Raw genomic sequence first — 18,361 nt, forward strand, 5'->3', positions numbered from 1 at the left:
CCAACCGGCTGCCGACCCATCCACGTAACCAACTGTCGCATTCCAGGATACGTAGTTTCCGCAAAACATAAATAATTACTATTCGGAACGATACAATCGCGTTTTGAATACAGCAGTCAAGAGGAAACGGGATGAAAGCTTTCGCCAACATGAAAATCGGAGCACGCCTCGGCGTGGTGTTTACGCTGGTGCTCGGGCTCACCGTCGTGATCGCGGTGGCCGCCATCTGGCGCCTGAACACGATCGGCAACGAGACCAGCGCCATGATGGCGGCGCCGCTGGTCAAGGAACGCCTGATGAGCGAATGGCATACCCAGACCTTCGCCGCGGTGCGCCGCACGGCCGCCATCGTCAAGAGCAACGACCCGAGCCTGGCGGAGTTTTTCAAGGCCGACGGCGCCAAGACATCCGGCCGCTCGACCGCATTGATCAAGGAAATCGAACCGCTGCTGGAAAGCGAGGAAGAGCGCGCGCTGTTCAAGCGCATCGGCGAATTGCGCAAGGCCTATACCCAGGCCAAGGACAAGGCGATCAAGGCGCGCACCGATGGCAATCCGGAGGAATCGGCGCGCATCCTCAACGAAGAATACATGCCGGCGGCCGACATCTATGAAAGCACGCTGGGCAAGCTGGTCAAGATGCAGCAGGGCCGCATCGACGCCACCGCCAGGGACATCGAAGCCGATATCGCCGACAGCGCGCGCATGCTCGGCATCCTGGCCGCGGCGGCCGTGACGCTCGGCGCGCTGTGCTCGTGGGTGCTCACCCGCGGCATCGTGCGCCCGATCCAGGAAGCGGTCGAACTGGCCGAAACGGTGGCCAGCGGCGACCTGACCCGCAGCATCGATGCCACAACGAACGATGAAACCGGCGCCCTGCTGCGCGCGCTGCGCCACATGAACGACAGCCTGGTGAAGATCGTCACCGAAGTGCGCGGCGGGACCGAAACCATCGCCGGCGCCTCGGGCGAAATCGCCGCCGGCAACCTGGACCTGTCGAGCCGCACCGAACAGCAGGCCGCCTCGCTGCAGGAAACCGCCGCCTCGATGGAGCAGATCACCGGTACCGTGCGCCAGAATGCCGACAACGCCAGCCAGGCCAACCAGCTGGCGATCACGGCATCGAACGTGGCCACCGAAGGCGGCGCGGTGGTAGGCCAGGTCATCACCACGATGGGCTCGATCAACGAATCGTCGCGCAAGATCGTCGACATCATCGGCGTCATCGACGGCATCGCCTTCCAGACCAATATCCTGGCGCTGAACGCCGCCGTGGAAGCGGCCCGCGCCGGCGAACAGGGCCGCGGCTTCGCGGTCGTGGCATCGGAAGTGCGCACGCTGGCCCAGCGCTCGGCCGCGGCGGCCAAGGAAATCAAGGGCCTGATCGGCGATTCGGTGCAGAAGGTGGACGCCGGCGCGAAGCTGGTCGACCAGGCCGGCGCCACGATGGAACAGGTGGTCGAATCGATCCGCCGCGTCGCCGACATCATGGGCGAGATCACCCACGCCACCAAGGAACAGGCCGTCGGCATCGGGCAGGTGAACCAGTCGATCGGCCTGATGGACGAAGCGACCCAGCAGAATGCGGCCCTGGTCGAGCAATCGGCCGCCGCGGCAGGTTCGATGCAGGACCAGGCCGCCAAGCTGGCGCAGGTGGTGGGGCTGTTCAAGCTCGACACGCGGGCGGCGGCGATCGCCACCGCTGCTCCAGCGCTGGCGTCCGCTCGTCATGTCGCGGCGCGGCCGGCACCGGCAACCCGTGCGGTAAAGGCGCCGGCCACGTCGGCCGTGAAGCCGGCCGTGAAGCCGGCGGTACCGGCGACCGGCAAGGCGGATGAGTGGGAAGAGTTCTGAGGAAGCGTTCCGACCGCCCTGCGCCGGCGCGGTGCCCGTTCAGGTGAACGGGAAATCCGGCGAAGTCGTTGCGGCCGCGCCGGCGGTGCCGGCGAACAAAGGACTCAAGGCACCAGGAAGCCGATATCGTCCGGCGTGAACGCCTGCACGCCGGTCAGCGTAGCAATCTGCACCAGTTCGTTAGCACTGACGACGGCATTGTCGTCCTTGCTGGTAAACAGGTACAGCGCGGTCGACTTCGCGTCATGCAGCGCGAACAGCGCCGTGTCGCCTTTCCCGTAGGATTGCGCCGCGCTGCCGATCGCCTTGGACGCGCTGGCCACCGCCAGGCTCGCCACTGCCGTCGATAAAACCACCAGTTCCGTGGCGGATGAGAAGCCACCCGGCCCGGCCAGCGTGACCGCATCGACCGTGCCGGTGCCGATCGAGCGGTTGATCGCCAGCGTGTCGACACCGCTGGTGAAATCGGTGATCGTGTCGTTGCCGGCGCCGATCACGAACGTGTCGTTGCCCGCGCCACCCGTGAACCTGTCATTGCCCGCGCCGCCGCCGATGACGTTATCCAGCGCATTGCCGATGCCGGTGAAGGCCGCCTTGCCCGTAAAGCGCAGTTCTTCGACGTTGTCCGCCAGCGTCACCTTCGTGACGGTCGCCTCGACGATATCGTAACCGCCGTCCGCAGCTTCCACGACCACGTCGCCAGCCGCGTCGACGCTGTAGACATCGTCTCCCGCGCCGCCGGTCAGCGTGTCGTTGCCCCTGCCACCGATGAGGGTGTCGTCGCCCTCGCCACCGACCAGCGCATTGGCCGCAGCGTTCCCGGTCAGTGTGTTGTCCGCGGCATTGCCGGTGACATTGATCGCCACGGTGGAGGTGATCGCAGCATGCTCGAAGTACTCGGCCAGCACGTACGTCATCTTCGCCGCGATGGCGATGTTGACGGTATCGATGCCTTCGTCCGCGAGCTCGATGACCACATCGCCGGCGTTGTCGACCGTGTAGAGGTCATTGCCCTTGCCGCCCGCCAGCTGGTCGGCGCCGGCCAGGCCGTTCATCTGGTCGTCGCCATCGGTGCCGGACAGCGTGTCGTCGGCCACCGAGGCCACGTTCAGGTACAGCTGGTCCAGTGTCTTCACCCCATCGGCAAACTGCACCTGCTCGACGTTCTTCAGCGTGATCTTCTGGGCGCCCCTGACCAGCACCAGGTCGGTAGCGTTCGGGCGCTGGCGCGCGTAATCGGCGAAAGCGCCCGCCGCCACGAAGGTATCGATGCCGGCGCCGCCGTCGATCGTGTTGCCGCCGCTGCCGCCAGCGATCCTGTTGTCCAGCGCATTGCCGGTACCCGCGAAGGCCGCGGTGCCGGTGTAAATCACGTTGTCGACGTTGGCACCCAGCGTGTATTGCGTGAGCACGGTGACAATCGTATCGGTGCCTTCGTTCGCCAGCTCGGTGACCTTGTCGCCGGCGATGTCCACGTAATACGTGTCGTCGCCAACGCCCCCGGCGAGCACATCGCTGCCCTTGCCGCCATCGAGCGTATCGTTGCCGGCGCCGCCGGCCAGCGTATTGGCAGCGGCATTCCCGGTCAGGATGTTGGCCAGGTCGTTGCCAGTGATGCCAACTGCGCCGGTGGAAGTGACCGTGGCATCTTCCACGTTCGCCGCCATCACATGGATGCCGTTCGCCAGCGCAAGGCGGACGATGTCGTGGCCCTCGGCGGCGTTTTCGCTGATCACGTCGGCGGCATTGTCGACCACATAGACATCGTTCCCCTTGCCGCCGCTCATCCGGTCGGCGCCAGCAAGGCCGTCGAGGCTATCGTTGCCGTCCGTGCCGACCAGCGTGTCGCTGGCCACCGACGCCACGTTCAGGAAGATCTCGGCCATGGTCTTCGTGCCATCCGTGAACTTCACCTGTTCGACATTCTTCAGCGTGATCTTCTGGCTGCCGTTGACCAGCACGACATCGGTCGCGTTCGGACGCTGGCGCGTGTAATCGGCAAAGGCGCCTGCAGCCACATACGTATCGATGCCGCCGGCGCCGTCGACCGAGTCGTTGCCTTTGCCGGCGGCGATCACGTTGTCGAGCGCATTGCCGGTGCCGGCAAACGCAGCGGAGCCGGCGTAGGCCAGGTTCTCGACATTGGCCGCCAACGTGTATTTCGCCAGCGTGGTGCTGACGGTGTCGCTGCCTTCGGCGGCCAGTTCGGTGACCTTGTCGCCGGCGGAATCGACGTAGTACAGATCGTCGCCGCTGCCGCCGGCCAGCTGGTCGCTGCCCTTGCCGCCGTCCAGCGTGTCGTTGCCGGCATCGCCGCGCAGGGCGTTGGCAGCGCCATTCCCCGTCAGCACGTTGGCCAGGCCATTGCCGGTGATGCCGACCGCGCCGGTGGACGTGACCGTGGCATCCTCGACATTCGCGGCTAGCGCATATGTCCCCTTCGCCAGCGCAAGTTGGACGATGTCGTGGCCTTCCGCCGCGTTTTCAACGATCACGTCGCCGGCATTGTCGACGATGTAGCGATCGCTGCCCTTGCCGCCGCTCATCCGGTCGGCACCGGCCAGGCCATCGAGGATGTCATCGCCGTCCGTGCCGGTCAGGGTGTCGTTCGCGACCGAAGGCACGTGCAGGATGAGCTCGGCCAGCATCTTCACGCCGTCGGCAAACTGCACCTGTTCGATGTTCTTCAGCGTGATCTTCTGGGTCCCCCTGGTCAGCACCAGTTCGGTGGCGCTCGACCGCTGGCGTGTGTAATCGGCAAAGGCGCCGTCGGCCACGTACGTGTCCTTGCCGCCGGCGCCATCGATCGTGCCGTTGCCTTTGCCGGCCGCGATCACGTTGTCGAGAGCATTGCCGGTACCGATGAATGTCGCCGTGCCGGCATAGGCCAGGTCTTCGACATTGGCGCCAAGTGCGAAGCTGGCAAGCGTGGTCACGATCCGGTCGCTGCCGGCCCTGGCATTTTCCACGACCGTGTCGCCGGCGTTATCGATGAAATAGACATCGTCGCCGTCGCCGCCTTCGAGCTGGTCGGCACCCGTGGCGCCATCCAGCGTGTCATTGCCGGCCAGCCCGAGCAGTGTTTCATTGCCGCCTGCCCCCTTCAGGTGATTCGACGATTCATTGCCGTACACCTTCATGGCATGGTTTCCTACGACCGTGACATGTTCCACGTTGCGAGCAAGGTAATACCAGCTGTCGAAGCCGAGCTCCAGCCGGATCGCATCCGTGCCGCCATGGTCTTCCTCGACGATCTGCGCGATCCGGTCACCCACGATGTACAGGTCATCGCCGGCGCCACCGCCCAGGTAACCCTTGCCAGCACCGCCATCAAGCGTATCGTCGCCGTCGCCGCCACGCAGGACGTTGTAGCCGTCACCACCGGACAATGTGTCGTTTCCGGCGCCACCGTCGAGCACGTCGTCGCCATCGTGGCCGGCCAGGGAATCGTTGCCCGAGCCGCCATCCAGCCGATCCGCGCCAGCGAAGCCTTCCAGCGTGTCATTGCCGGCACCGCCGTCGATGCGGTCGCCACCAGCCGAGCCCTTGCCGCTGAAGTTGCCGGTTCCGGTATAGCGCAAGCTGGTGAAAGATTGCGCCAGCCGGAAGCTATCCAGCGATGTGATCACGCCATTGTAGGCACCCTGGGTATCGGTGATGACATCGTCGCGGCTGTCGATCACATAGGTATCGTCGCCGGCGCCACCGGCCAGCGTGTCGCCTCCCGCACCGCCATCGAGCGTGTCGTTGCCACCGCCACCTTCGAGAATGTCGGCGCCGGCCGCGCCGGTAATACTGTTGGCACCGGTATTGCCAGTCAAGTGGGCTGCCCCCGTGGCACCGCTGGCCAGGTGATCGAGTCCCTCGGCCAGCACGAATGCGCCGGCGAAGCGGATTTCCACCGTATCCTGGCCGTAGTCGTTGTAGGTATCGATCACGGCACCGCGTTCGGCGAGGACATAACGGTCGTCGCCCTCGCCGCCACGCAGGAAATCCCCCGAGGCGCCGACGAGCGTATCGTTTCCGGCGCCACCATCCAGGGTGTCCTTCCCGGCCCCGCCATCGAGGTAGTCGTTGCCCAATTCGCCCTCGATCCGGTCATCGCCGCCCTCTCCCAGCAGCGAATCGCTGCCGCCCCTGCCGTAGAGATACTCGGCCGTGCCGGCTCCCACGATGGTATCGGCGAACAAACCGCCACCCAGAAACTCGTTCTTGCCGTCGCCGGTGATCAGCTGCCCGGGCATGGCCGTCCCATCGATCGCCAGGCCGCCGAAATTCGCGTTGACCAAGCCCGCCAGCGCCACATCCGCCAGGGTCAGCAAGGTTGTATGCGCTTGATAATGCCGCCACTGCAACGCGACATCTGTGCCCTGCTGCAGCAGCCGCAGCGTGCCCGATTCGAATGGATTGTCGCCCGTGTAGCTGGCCCCGCCAATGTAACTGCCAAGCATTTTCTCAAGCACATCCGCGAGGTCGATCACATCGCCGTCGCGCCCCGCCTCGAAGCCGTCGATCCGGATACTGCCTTCGAAGCGCTCCTTGCCGATGATCTTGAAGGTATCGCGCCCCGTACCGCCATCCATCGTGACCGCGGCACCGTCCCGGATGTGGATGGTGAGCAGGTCGTCGCCATCGTCGCCCAGCACGGTAACCCGGCCCGTCTCGAAATTGATCAGGTCATCGCCCGCGCCGCCAGCCAGATATTGCGCGCCATCGGTATCGGCCGTGTCGTACAGGCGGTCATTCCCGTCGCCACCCAGCAAGGTGTCGGCACCACCCTGGCCGTACAGGACATCGTCGCCACCGCCGCCCTCCAGCGAATCGTTGCCGCCTTTTCCGTCGAGCACGTCGTTGCCACCCATGCCTGACAGCGTATCGTTGAAGGTCGTTCCCGCCAGGTTGTCGCCAGCCTCCGTTCCCTCCAGTATGCTGCCCGCCACCGGCGAACCGTCGGGCGAGATCCCGCCAACGAAATTGGCCGCCGTCATACCGGCCATCGCGACATTTTTCAGCACCAGCATGGTCTGCCAGTCGGTGTCGCCGCCCCATGGCCTGCCGATTTGAAGCAAGGTATCGGCACCGGATTGCTCCAGCCTCAGGAAGCTGGCGGCTGGCGAGAATGGATTTTCGCCAGAACCATGCGAAAGGTCCTGCGAAGCCAGCAGCCTGTCGAGATCGATGCGGTCGCCACCTGCCCCGGCCTTGAAATCGTCGATCGAGACAGGCTCGGCACGGTCGCCCTCCCAGTTGAGGATGAACGTATCGCGTCCTTCGCCACCTCGCACCGTGGCTTCGTCCTGCCATGAACCGGGCCCACGGCCTGGAAGGTTCATGACGTCGTCGCCCGTGCCGCCGTCGGCGATGGCGGCAAGGCTGCCGATGTGGAGGACATCGTTGCCCGCGCCGCCCAGCATCGTCGAGCTGCCATACGCGGCCGATTGCAGCGTGTCGTTGCCGTCGCCGCCATCCATCAGCGTGTCGCTACTGCCGGCAGCCAGCATGTCATTGCCGGCCTCGCCGTACAGCCGCGCCTCGCCCATGCCACCGTACAGGGTGTCGTCGCCGCTGCCGCCGTACAAGTCGCTCTTGAAATGCGCGTTGTACAGGTAGTCGTTGCCATCGGTACCGTTGCGCACGATGTGGACGGGGCTGCCATCCGGGGAAATGCCGCTCAGGTTTTCCGCCGTGATCGATGCCAGGTCGACATCCTTCAGCAGGAACACCGTCGTCATGGCCGATTGCGTACCGCGCCCATCGACATCGAACTGCACCGCCACGTCGCCGTCCTGCTGCACCAGCCGGGCCAGGCCGACGCTACCGAACGGGTTGGCATCCTGGAGCACGTGCGACAGGCTGCTCCCGATGTCGATCACGTCACCGTTCACGCCAGCTTCGAATCCGGTGATCTCGATCGACCCGCCCGGGTAATGGTAGCCCCGGATCTCGCACGCGTAGGTGTCGCGCTCCTGTTCTCCGTAGAGCCGCGTGACCACGCCGGCCACGGGCCGGATGATGAAGGTGTCGTTACCGGCACCGCCCCGCACGATATCGGCGGCTCCCCATACCTGGAGCCGGTCGTCGCCGCTGCCGCCATCGAGCGTGTCGCGGCCCCCCTTGGAAACGAGCGTGTCGTTGCCATCGCCGCCATCCAGGCTGTCGGCGAAGTATTCACGCGCGTCATACGCCTCGCGGTCGGCCCATATCAGGTCGTCGCCGCTGCCGCCCAGCAGGGTATCGCCGCCGAATCCACCGGCAATCGTGTCCTTGCCGTCTCCGCCATCGAGCACGTCCTGCCCGCCGTCGCCCCGGATAGCGTCATTGCCATCGAGGCCGGCGATCGTATCCGCGAATTCGCCGCCGTAAAGCGTATCGCCGCCATCCGTCCCCTGCAGGGCAAGGCCGGATACCGGGGCACCGTCCGGTGAAATGCCGCCAACGATGTTGGCTGACACCAGCGTGCCCGCGGTCACGTTCCGCAAGACCAGCACATCCTGGTAGTCCTGGTAGAGCCGCCACTGCAGCACCGTGTCGGCACCGCGCTGCACCAGCTTCACTGCGCCGCCTTCAGCAAACGGGTTGGTTCCATCCTCGCTCGTGGAGCGTTGCCGAAGCACGTCGAACAGATCGATCAGGTCGCCGCCGGCACCCGTCCGGAAGTGATCGATGGTTCGTGGAAAAGACGAGACAAAATAGGTTGTCCCGCTGGCGGAAGAAGAGTTTGATTGCGTCATACAGTCCATGCATACCGGATGAACAGGGCAGACGTATTCGCCTCGCCCTGCCGGGTCATCCGTGGTTGATGGTGCTTCTCAAGGCACCAGGAAGCCGATATCGTCCGGCGTGAACGCCTGCACGCCGGTCAGCGTGGCAATCTGCACCAGTTCGTTCGCGCTGACGACAGCGTTGTCGTCCCTGCTGGTGAACAGGTACAGCGCGGTCGACTTGGCGTCATGCAGCGCGAACAACGCCGTGTCGCCTTTCCCGTAGGCTTGCGCCGCGCTGCCGATCGCCTTGACCACGTTGGCCACCGTCAGGCTCGCCACTGCCGTCGATAAAACCACCAGTTCCGTGGCGGATGAGAAGCCACCCGGCCCGGCCAGCGTGACCGCATCGACCGTGCCGGTGCCGATCGAGCGGTTGATCGCCAGCGTGTCGACACCGCTGGTGAAATCGGTGATCGTGTCGTTGCCCGCGCCGATGACGAACGTGTCGTTGCCCGCGCCACCCGTGAACCTGTCATTGCCCGCGCCGCCGCCGATGACGTTATCCAGCGCATTGCCGATGCCGGTGAAGGCCGCCTTGCCCGTAAAGCGCAGTTCTTCGACGTTGTCCGCCAGCGTCACCTTCGTGACGGTCGCCTCGACGATATCGTAACCGCCGTCCGCAGCTTCCACGACCACGTCGCCAGCCGCGTCGACGCTGTAGACATCGTCTCCCGCGCCGCCGGTCAGCGTGTCGTTGCCCCTGCCACCGATGAGGGTGTCGTCGCCCTCGCCACCGACCAGCGCATTGGCCGCAGCGTTCCCGGTCAGTGTGTTGTCCGCGGCATTGCCGGTGACATTGATCGCCACGGTGGAGGTGATCGCAGCATGCTCGAAGTACTCGGCCAGCACGTACGTCATCTTCGCCGCGATGGCGATGTTGACGGTATCGATGCCTTCGTCCGCGAGCTCGATGACCACATCGCCGGCGTTGTCGACCGTGTAGAGGTCATTGCCCTTGCCGCCCGCCAGCTGGTCGGCGCCGGCCAGGCCGTTCATCTGGTCGTCGCCATCGGTGCCGGACAGCGTGTCGCTGGCCACCGAGGCGACGTTTACATACAGCTCGGCCAGCGTCTTCACGCCATCGGCAAAGCGGACCTGCTCGACATTCTTCAGCGTGATCTTCTGGGTACCCTTGACCAGCACCAGCTCGGTGGCGTTCGGGCGCTGGCGCGCGTAGTCCGCGAACGCGCCCGCCGCCACGAAGGTGTCGGTGCCGGCGCCGCCGTCGATCGCACTGGCGCCAGTGGTATTGCCGATGGCGAGTTCGTTGTCCAGCGCATTGCCGGTACCCGTAAAGGCCGCGGTGCCGGTGTAGACCACGTTTTCCAGGTTGGCCGCCAGGACGTACCTGGCCAGCGAGGTAACGATGGTATCGGTGCCTTCGCTGGCCAGCTCGGTGACCTTGTCGCCGGCGATGTCGACGTAATACGTGTCGTCGCCAACGCCGCCGGCGAGCACATCGCTGCCCTTGCCGCCATCGAGCGTATCGTTGCCGGCGCCGCCGGCCAGCGCATTGGCCGCGGCGTTACCGGTCAGGAAGTTGGCCAGGCCATTGCCGGTGAGGCCGACCGCGCCGGTGGACGTGACCGTGGCGTCTTCGACGTTCACCGCCAGCGCATACGTTCCCTGCGCCAGCGCCACCTTGACCAGGTCCTGTCCCTCCGCCGCGTTTTCGACGATCACGTCGGCCAGGTTGTCGACCACATAGGTATCGTTCCCCTTGCCGCCGCCCAGCCGGTCGGCACCGGCCAGGCCGTCGAGGACATCGTTGCCGTCCGTGCCGGTCAAGGTGTCGTTGCCCAGCGATGCCACGTTCAGGGCCAGCTCGGCCAGCGTCTTCACGCCGTCGGTGAATTTCACCTGCTCGATGTTCTTCAGCGTGATCTTCTGGCTGCCCTTGACCAGCACCATTTCGGCCGCGTTCGGGCGCTGGCGGGTGTAGTCGGCGAAGGCGCCCGCGGCCACGTACGTGTCGATGCCGCCGGCGCCGTCGATCGAGTCGTTGCCCAGTCCGCCCGACATGGCGTTCGCCAGCACATTGCCGGTACCGGCAAAGGCAGCGGTGCCCGCGTAGACCAGGTTCTCGACATTGGCCTCGAGCGCGTATTTCGCCAGCGTGGTATTGACGGTGTCGATGCCTTCGCCGGCCAGCTCGGTGACCTTGTCGCCGGCGGCATCGACGTAGTACAGATCGTCGCCGCTGCCACCGGCCAGCTTGTCCGATCCGGCCCCGCCATCGAGGGTGTCGTTGCCGCCCAGACCCGACAGCTGGTCGTTGCCGCCGGCGCCATCGAGGCGATCGGCTGCCGCCGTGCCGTTCAGGGTGTCGGCGCCCGGGCCGGCATAGGCAGTGCGGATATCCGCCAGCACCAGGTACTTGTCCTTGAACAGGAAGCGTTCGGTGTTGCGGGCCAGGATCGCGGTACCCGTGGCGACATGCACCACCAGCACGTCGCTTTCCGTGGGCCGCGTGATGCGCACATCGGCCAGGTTCCACGCGTATTGCGCGCCATCGTTGCCGGCGCCGCCATCGAACTGCAGGCTGCCGGCGTCGTCGAACGCCGCCATCGTATCGTTGCCGGCGCCGCCCAGCAGCGTGTCCTTGCCGGGTGAGGCGTAGAACAGGTCGTCGCCTGCGCCGCCATCGAGCCTGTCGTTGCCGGTCCCGCCCCACAGGCGGTTATCGAGCGCATTGCCGGTGCCGGTGAACGCGCCACTGCCCTCGTATGCCAGGCCTTCGAAATTGGCGCCAAGCGTGTAGGTGGCCAGTCCGGAAATCACCACGGTATCCCTGCCGCCATCGGCCGATTCAATGACGACGTCGCCGATCGCATCGACGACAAGGACATCGTTACCGGCGCCGCCGTCCATCGTGTCGTTGCCGGCGCCGCCTTCCAGGACATCGCGTCCGTCGCCGCCGGTCAGCCGGTTGGCCGCACCGTTGCCGGCCAGCAGGTTATTCAGCGCGTTTCCTTCGAGATCGACCCGCACCAGTCCGGGGGCGGTGACGACGGCGTTCTCCACCTGGTCCGGCAGCAGGTACCGGCCGCCATCGGCAAATGCGACCTCGACAGTATCGTCGCCGTCGCCCTGCCGTTCCGACACGACGTCGCCATGGTTCTCGACTACGTAGGTGTCGTCGCCGGCACCGCCCGCCATCGTGTCAGCGCCGGCCAGGCCATCGAGCCTGTCGGCATCGGGGGTGCCGGTCACGACATCGTTCCCGGGTCCTGTCAGCCCCGCGGTCAGTTCAGCCAGGGCCCAGGTGCCATCGGCGAACCTGAAATGCTCGACTTCCGTGGCGACGATGTCCTCTTGCGTGGCGGCGCTGACCAGGCGCAGCCCTGCCAGCGTCGACTGCAGGGTGTAGCTTTCCCGCGCCCCGGGCAACACCAGCGTATCGTCGCCATAGCCGCCGGAAACGGTATCGCTGCCGGTACCTGCTTCGAGCGTGTCGTTGCCGTCTTCGCCAGCCATGCTGTCGTTGCCGGCGCCGCCCTGCAGCAGGTCCTCCAGGTGGCTGCCGACGAGCGTATCGTTGCCGCCGGCGCCCGCAAGCGTGCCGGCTTCGTGGTAGGCGTGCAGCCGATTGTCCGCGGCATTGCCGGTCAGCGTGCCACCTGCCAGGAGCGTGCCATTCTCCAGGTGCTCCTGCAGCGTGAGGCTGTCCCAGCTCTGCACAGTGTCGTTGCCGCCGCCAGCCAGTTCGATGACAACGTCCTTTCCGTCGATGGTGTACCAGTCGCCGCCAGCGCCTCCTGTCAGCGTGTCGGTGCCGAGGCCCGCGATCAGCGCATCGTGGCCATCGGAACCGGTGAGCGAATCGCGGCCGGGGCCACCGAACAGAGAACCGCTCCCGGTCAGCGTCAGGCTGAGATAGTTATCCTGCGTGATCTGCGCCACTTGCACGTTCTGCAAGACCAGGATGGTCCGGTAGTCGTCCCAACTGCTCCCGAGAGTCGTTTGCAGCACGGCGTCCGCGCCGGCCTGGACCCAGCGGAATCCGTCCCTGAACGGGTCCGCCCACGTGTAGCCTCCCCGCGCGAGCCTTGAGAAATCAAGCCAGTCACCCCCTGCCCCGACCTGGAAGTCGGTGATCGTGATAGGTGTGGGGGCGCCGCCGCCCAGGTCGAACACATCGCGGCCCGCACCGCCGGTCAGCACCACCGCGCCTTCTCTTCCCCACGCCGACCATTCCACGCGCAGGACGTCATCACCGGCTTCGCCGTCGAGCACCGCGTACTCGTTCGCGACCAGGCTGTCGTTGCCATCGCCGCCCTTCAGCGTGTCGATACCCTGGGCCGCACGCATCGTGTCATCGCCGGCGCCGCCGAACAGCAGGTCGTTGCCCTGTTCGCCGTCCAGGCTATCGGCGCCACCCTCGCCGTGCAGCGTATCGGCGCCGTACCCGCCCAGCAGCCGGTCGCCGCCGGCCGTTTCGGATCCGCCGAACAGCACGTCGTTGCCGCCGTTGCCCGAGAGGACGTCGTCGCCGCCGCTGCCGGTGATCGTGTCGTCCAGCAAAGAGCCGGTCAGGACGCCGAAACCACTCAGCTGCAAGCCTGGAACACCCCCGCCGTCGGGGCCATAGCCGGCAAAATTGGCTGCCGTCAGCGACGCGGCAACCGTATTGGCCAGCGTGACCACGGTGCCGAACGTGCCCCAGCTGGGCATGAACTGCACCAGTACGTCATCGCCTTGCTGGACCAGGCGGAAGATGCCGTTCTCTGGCGCAAACGGATTGCCACCCTGGTAGCCGCCGTGATACCGCACCAGGCTGCGCAGGTCGAGCACGTCGTCGGCGCCGAAGTCGCTGATCCTGACGGTGCCGGCGATGCGTGTCGACTGGACGAGGTAGGTGTCGGCACCCTCGTTCCCTGCCAGCGTGATCGCCGTATCCGCCGTGCCGATCGACAGCTGGAAGGTATCGTCACCCGCACCGCCATCGGCCGCGATCGTGCTGCCGCTGGCGGCCTTGTCGGTATCGATGGCGAACGTGTCATTTCCCGCGCCGCCATGCAGCGCATGGCGCGCCTTGCCCGTCAATGTGCTGAATAACCGGTCCGCGCCGTCGCCGCCATCGAGGTCGTCGCTACCCGTCTCGGCCCTGAGCGTATCGTTGCCGCTGCCCCCCGATACGGTATCGCTGCCGAGGCCACCCTCGAGCGAATCGTCGCCGGCACCGCCATGGAGCCGGTCGGCGCCTCCCTCGCCGTACAGCACGTCGTTTCCGCCATTGCCCGCCAGGGTGTCGCCGAGCTTGCCGCCGCGGAAGCTGTCGGCGGCCTCGGTACCATTCAACGACAAGCCCGCAATGGGATTTCCGGTAGGGTCGAGCGTACCGATGAAGTTATCCATCGTCAGCGAAGCGGCCGCCACGCCCTGCAAGTGCGCCAGCGTGAACCATTCAGCAGGCTCTTTCCAGGAAAGGGCCTGCAGCAGCGTATCCGCACCGCTCTGCACGAGGCGCAGAATCGGCTGATCCGAGCCGAACGGATTCCCGCCACCGAAACGCGCCCATTGCTCCAGCGTTTCCAGGGACGGCGTCAAGTCGATCCGGTCCCCTCCGGGACCCGCCATGAAGTCCGCGATGACGATCGGTCCATCGAGCCCCCACGCACTGTTGAACCGGTAGAGATCGCGGCCGCTGCCGCCTGTCAGCACCACGTTGCGGGTGCCGTCCAGTGTGTCCAGCTCGAACACGTCATCGCCCGCCCCGCCGTCCGCCTCGATGCTGCCCCCTCTGACGGAGTGGCCATAAGGGTCATAGGGATTACTGAGCCGGAAGGTATCGTTGCCCTCGCCGCCGCGCAGCGTGTCGCTGCCGCCCTGCAGTTCAGCGGAAAGCCGGTCGTCGCCGCTGCCGCCGTCGATGCTGTCCGAACCGGCTTCGCCGTGGATCTCGTCGGCGCCGGCACCGCCCAGCAGCGTGTCGTCGCCATGCCTGCCGTACAGGGTGTCGTCGCCGTCGCCGCCCAGCTGGCGGTCGTTGCCGCCGCCCCCATCCAGCGTGTCATCGCCGTCGCCGCCGTCGAGCGTATCGTGGTCCCCTCCGCCGCCCAGCGCATCATCCCCGCCAAGGCCGGACAGGCTGTCGCCGAACAGGCCGCCCAGGAGCGTGTTGCCGTACTCGGTGCCGGTGTGCGTTTCGCCCGGCATGACCGCGCCGTCCGGCCGGAAGCCGCCTGTGAAATTGTCGGCGGTCAGCGCAGTGGCACGCACATTCTTCAGCGTGATCATCACCTTGTAGGCACCATCCTCCTGGCGCACACTGATGGTGGTGTCGCTGCCGGCCTGCGCCAGGCGCAGCACGCCGCCCGGGGCGAACGGATTGCCGCCCTGGCCCGCGCCGTAGGAATCGTTGATGACGGCCCCTTCGAGATCGATGCGGTCGCCAGCCGCGCCAGCGGCGAAGTCCGTGATCGTGACCGCGCCCTCCTCGAACCACTCGAAGTGGAACGTGTCGCGGCCGGTGCCGCCACTGATGTTGACGGTGTCCAGGCGCTTCACGCTACTGATGCGGAACAGGTCATCCCCTTCATCGCCGCGTGCCGTGAAGAAGCGTGGCGATGACGAGTAGTTGCCCGTGCGCGACAGCCAGAGGGTATCGTTGCCGGCGCCGCCGGCGAGCGTCGTATTGCCGCTCGTGTCGCCGACCACCGTGTCGTTGCCGGCGCCGCCATCGAGGCTGTCGTTGCCACCCCAGCCGTCCAGGTCGTCATTGCCATCGCCACCCCGGATCGTGTCATTCCCGTAGGTGCCAAGCAGTCTTTCGTCCGCGGCGGTACCGGTGATCAGGGCCAGCAGGCCAAAGCCGTCGTCCGCCAGCGGCGCCGCCTCGACCGCCCCGTCGATGCGCTCCAGGCGCCAATTGCCTCCCGCATCAGCCGGGCCACTGAGATCGGTGGACGCGGCCACGTCCGCCCCCGTCAATTCCGCCAGTGCCGCGACGAAGGCCGCGCCGGCATCGCCCTGTCCCACTTCGCAGCCATACAGCAGCAGGTCGCCCTGCGGCGCCAGCGCGCGGCCCACCGCCGCCAGCGCCCCGGTGGCGGTGGCAAGGCTGGCCAGCGTGACTTCCGTACTGCCCAGTTGCAGCATGCCGGGTGCCCCGTGCGACACGATATGGATCGCGCCCACATCCCGCTCTTCCCCGATCGCCGCGGCAATCTGTTCCAGGCCGTCGAGCGCCGGATCGAGGATGACCAGGCGCATTCCGGGTGGCAGCGCGGCGGGAACGTGGACTGCCGCAACGCGGCTGTCGAGAATCAGGATGGACATGGTCTGGGGAAGCGTGAGAAATGACACCAGGCGCAATGCCTGGACGAAAAGTTACGAATCGTAACATGTGTTGAGCTATTGAAAACTCTTCAAATGTCTCTGATTCAATAAATTTTTCTTCTCAAAATCTCAGGCGTTTCGCCCGTCGTCGGGCTGGCGCGGGTGGTGGGGGTGTTCAAGCGCGACGCGCTGGCGGCGGCGATTGCCATTGCCGCTGCGGCGGGGCATCGGGCCGCAAGGTTGATGCGCGGCCGGCACCAGTACGTGTGGTGGAGGCACCGGTCGCGGCGGCCGCCAAGCCGGTGGTGAAGCCAGCGATGCCGGCGACCGGAAAGGCGGATGAGTTGGAAGCGTTCTGACCGGCGTGCCTGCGGCATCACCTCGCGGGGCAGTGTTTCCTGCCCATCCCCCGTGTCATGGGCCGGTCAGTTGCGCTGGCGAAGGGCGTTTTCGATCTTCTGGTCGGTCTTGTACTGGCTGAGCGCATACACGGCCCAGATGGTTGCCGGGAGCCAGCCGATCAGGGTGATTTGCAGGATCAGGCAGATCACGCCGGCGATCGGACGCCCGATGGTGAAGAACGTCAGCCACGGCAGGATGAGGGCAATCAGGAGACGCATCAGTTTTCCTTTTCAGTATGGTTCCGGTTCGGCGCGGCGCCGGAGGTCATTTTCCGCTGGAGCCCGCGCATGCGGCGTTCGCATCGATGCACGTGCGGCGCATGGTTGGAGCCTGCCCGTGCATCGATGGTTGCATCACTCATGCTACCGCAGCCGGCATCCCGCAAAACTCAACAATTATCACCGCGTCACTTCGGCAGCGCCGCGAGCATCTCTGCCAGGGCCTTCTGCGAATGGTCGTTCAGCTTGCGCGCCATCTTCAGGTGAAGGGTGGCCAGCCGGTCGGCCGCCTGGGCTTCGAGGAGCACCGGCTGCACCATCCGGTCGGCGGCCTGGTGGAACTGCTGCGACGTGGTATCGAGCTGCGCCGCCAGTTCCCCGCGCGCCGCTTCCAGCTGCTGCCGGAAAGCCTTCTCGAACATCTCGCGCTGGTGGCCGACTTCCTCCAGCTTGCGTTCCGCGGAATTCATCATCCACTTGAACGCGCCCGCGACGAGCAGCGCGCCGCCGACGATGGGCGCCACTGGCGCGATCACCGGCATCACCGCGGCCGCCCCCAGGAAGTAGGCTGCCGCGCCGGTTCCGATGGCGGCCGCGCCGCCCACTTTCAGCGTCATGTTGGTGGCATCCTCGGCCCCGTTCCGGAGCCGCGTTCCCAGGCGCAGCGCCGGGGCCGCGCCGGCCAGTTCGGTGTGGTGCAGCCGTTTCAGGATCGTGCTGCGCGATAGAGCCATCTCTTCCTGGAACAGGCGCAGATCCTCATGGATCAGCTGGAGCGAGCGTTCCCGCCGGGAGATGATCCGGTTCACCCGCCGTTCCAGCTCTTTGCCGAAGGTGGATTTGGCGATGCTCTCCCACGTTGCCGCGCGTTTCCACTGGTCCGTATTGAGGCGGTCGACGACTTCCCGCTCGAACGCGTTGCCCGCGTCGTGGATGGCTTCTTCCAGGTCTTCGTCGAAGGTCTCGCGTTCGAAAGCGATGCGCGCATCGGCAATGGCGAGGCGCTGCCCGACCTGCTTCTGCAGTCCGTGGGCCGACTCGAGGAAGGCCACCGCGGTCTCGCTGCTGGTTTCATAGTCCGCGATGCGCGAGTTGAACGCCGCTATTTCCTGGCTCACGCGCGCGCACGCCGAAGTCATCCGGGCGGTCAGCTCCGCCTTGTCCAGTGCTCCCTGCTCGAACTCGAGGACGGCGTTCGCCAGCGATACGTCGCCGGTGGCGCGAACGCACAGGTCCGCCAGGTCAGCATACTTGCGCCCCTTGAGCATGCGCACCGAGCCAAGGCTCACCTTGCTCCACAGGCTTTTTTCATCCGTCGGGAATACCTCCAGTTCCGCCGGGCGGATCTGGTACCGCAGCGCTTCGGCGAAATCGCGCGCCATGTCCCTGCTGCGCGTTCCCTGGATCGACAGCAGAGAACGGGCCGCCTCGAACGCTTCTTCCGCGGTGGCCTGATCGATACCCGCCGAAGCCGCGTGCAGATTTTCAAACGCCGTTTTCCAGTCCAGCGGACGTTCGACGCATTCCAGCAATACCACCCTGGCCAGCGCCGAATCGTTCATCAGCGCCGCCACGTCTTTCAGGGCATTGAAGTCGGCCACGTTGAGGATGCCGTCCGAGCTGGCGATGGCGGCCACCGCCCTGAGGTACGCCGTGGGGAAAGTGGCATCGTTGGCGACGTAATGGCCCAGTTCCCGATGCTGCGCGGCGTTCTGCTGGCCGAACTCGTTGAACGTGGCGGATGGTGGCTTGATGGTCATGGGATTCCTGTAATGCGTCACGGGCTCGCGGTGCGCGAAGTGAGCTGCATTCTACTGCAGTGCTGTTCTGGCAACATCCGAGG

5 protein-coding genes are annotated in these 18,361 nt (G+C 65.9%); 1 reads left to right on the forward strand and 4 read right to left on the reverse strand.

Annotated elements, in window-relative coordinates:
- Positions 1-131: 131 nt before the first annotated feature.
- Positions 132-1,853, forward strand: coding sequence for a methyl-accepting chemotaxis protein (locus tag EYF70_RS26400; protein WP_131148041.1), 1,722 nt, complete (start codon positions 132-134; stop codon positions 1,851-1,853).
- 104 nt (positions 1,854-1,957) lie between these two features.
- On the opposite strand, the gene EYF70_RS26405 is transcribed toward EYF70_RS26400, so the two are convergent.
- The 4 genes from EYF70_RS26405 to EYF70_RS26420 all read right to left on the reverse strand — a co-directional run bounded on the left by EYF70_RS26405 (position 1,958) and on the right by EYF70_RS26420 (position 18,278).
- Positions 1,958-8,584: a calcium-binding protein gene (locus EYF70_RS26405; protein ID WP_165497793.1), complete on the reverse strand. Its 6,627-nt coding sequence runs from the start codon at positions 8,582-8,584 to the stop codon at positions 1,958-1,960.
- Positions 8,585-8,662: 78 nt separating this feature from the next.
- Positions 8,663-15,898 (reverse strand): DUF4347 domain-containing protein, encoded by a 7,236-nt coding sequence (locus EYF70_RS31955; RefSeq protein ID WP_131148043.1) that lies wholly within the window; start codon positions 15,896-15,898, stop codon positions 8,663-8,665.
- A gap of 425 nt (positions 15,899-16,323) precedes the next feature.
- A complete protein-coding gene (locus EYF70_RS26415) occupies positions 16,324-16,518 on the reverse strand; it encodes a YqaE/Pmp3 family membrane protein (protein WP_131148044.1) in 195 nt (64 codons plus the stop codon).
- A 188-nt stretch (positions 16,519-16,706) separates the two neighbouring features.
- The gene (locus EYF70_RS26420) at positions 16,707-18,278 is read right to left on the reverse strand and encodes a FliH/SctL family protein (protein WP_131148045.1); all 1,572 of its coding nucleotides are present in this window, start codon (positions 18,276-18,278) and stop codon (positions 16,707-16,709) included.
- Positions 18,279-18,361 lie beyond the last annotated feature (83 nt).

It is taken from the genome of Pseudoduganella albidiflava, assembly GCF_004322755.1.
Lineage (GTDB): Bacteria > Pseudomonadota > Gammaproteobacteria > Burkholderiales > Burkholderiaceae_D > Rugamonas > Rugamonas albidiflava.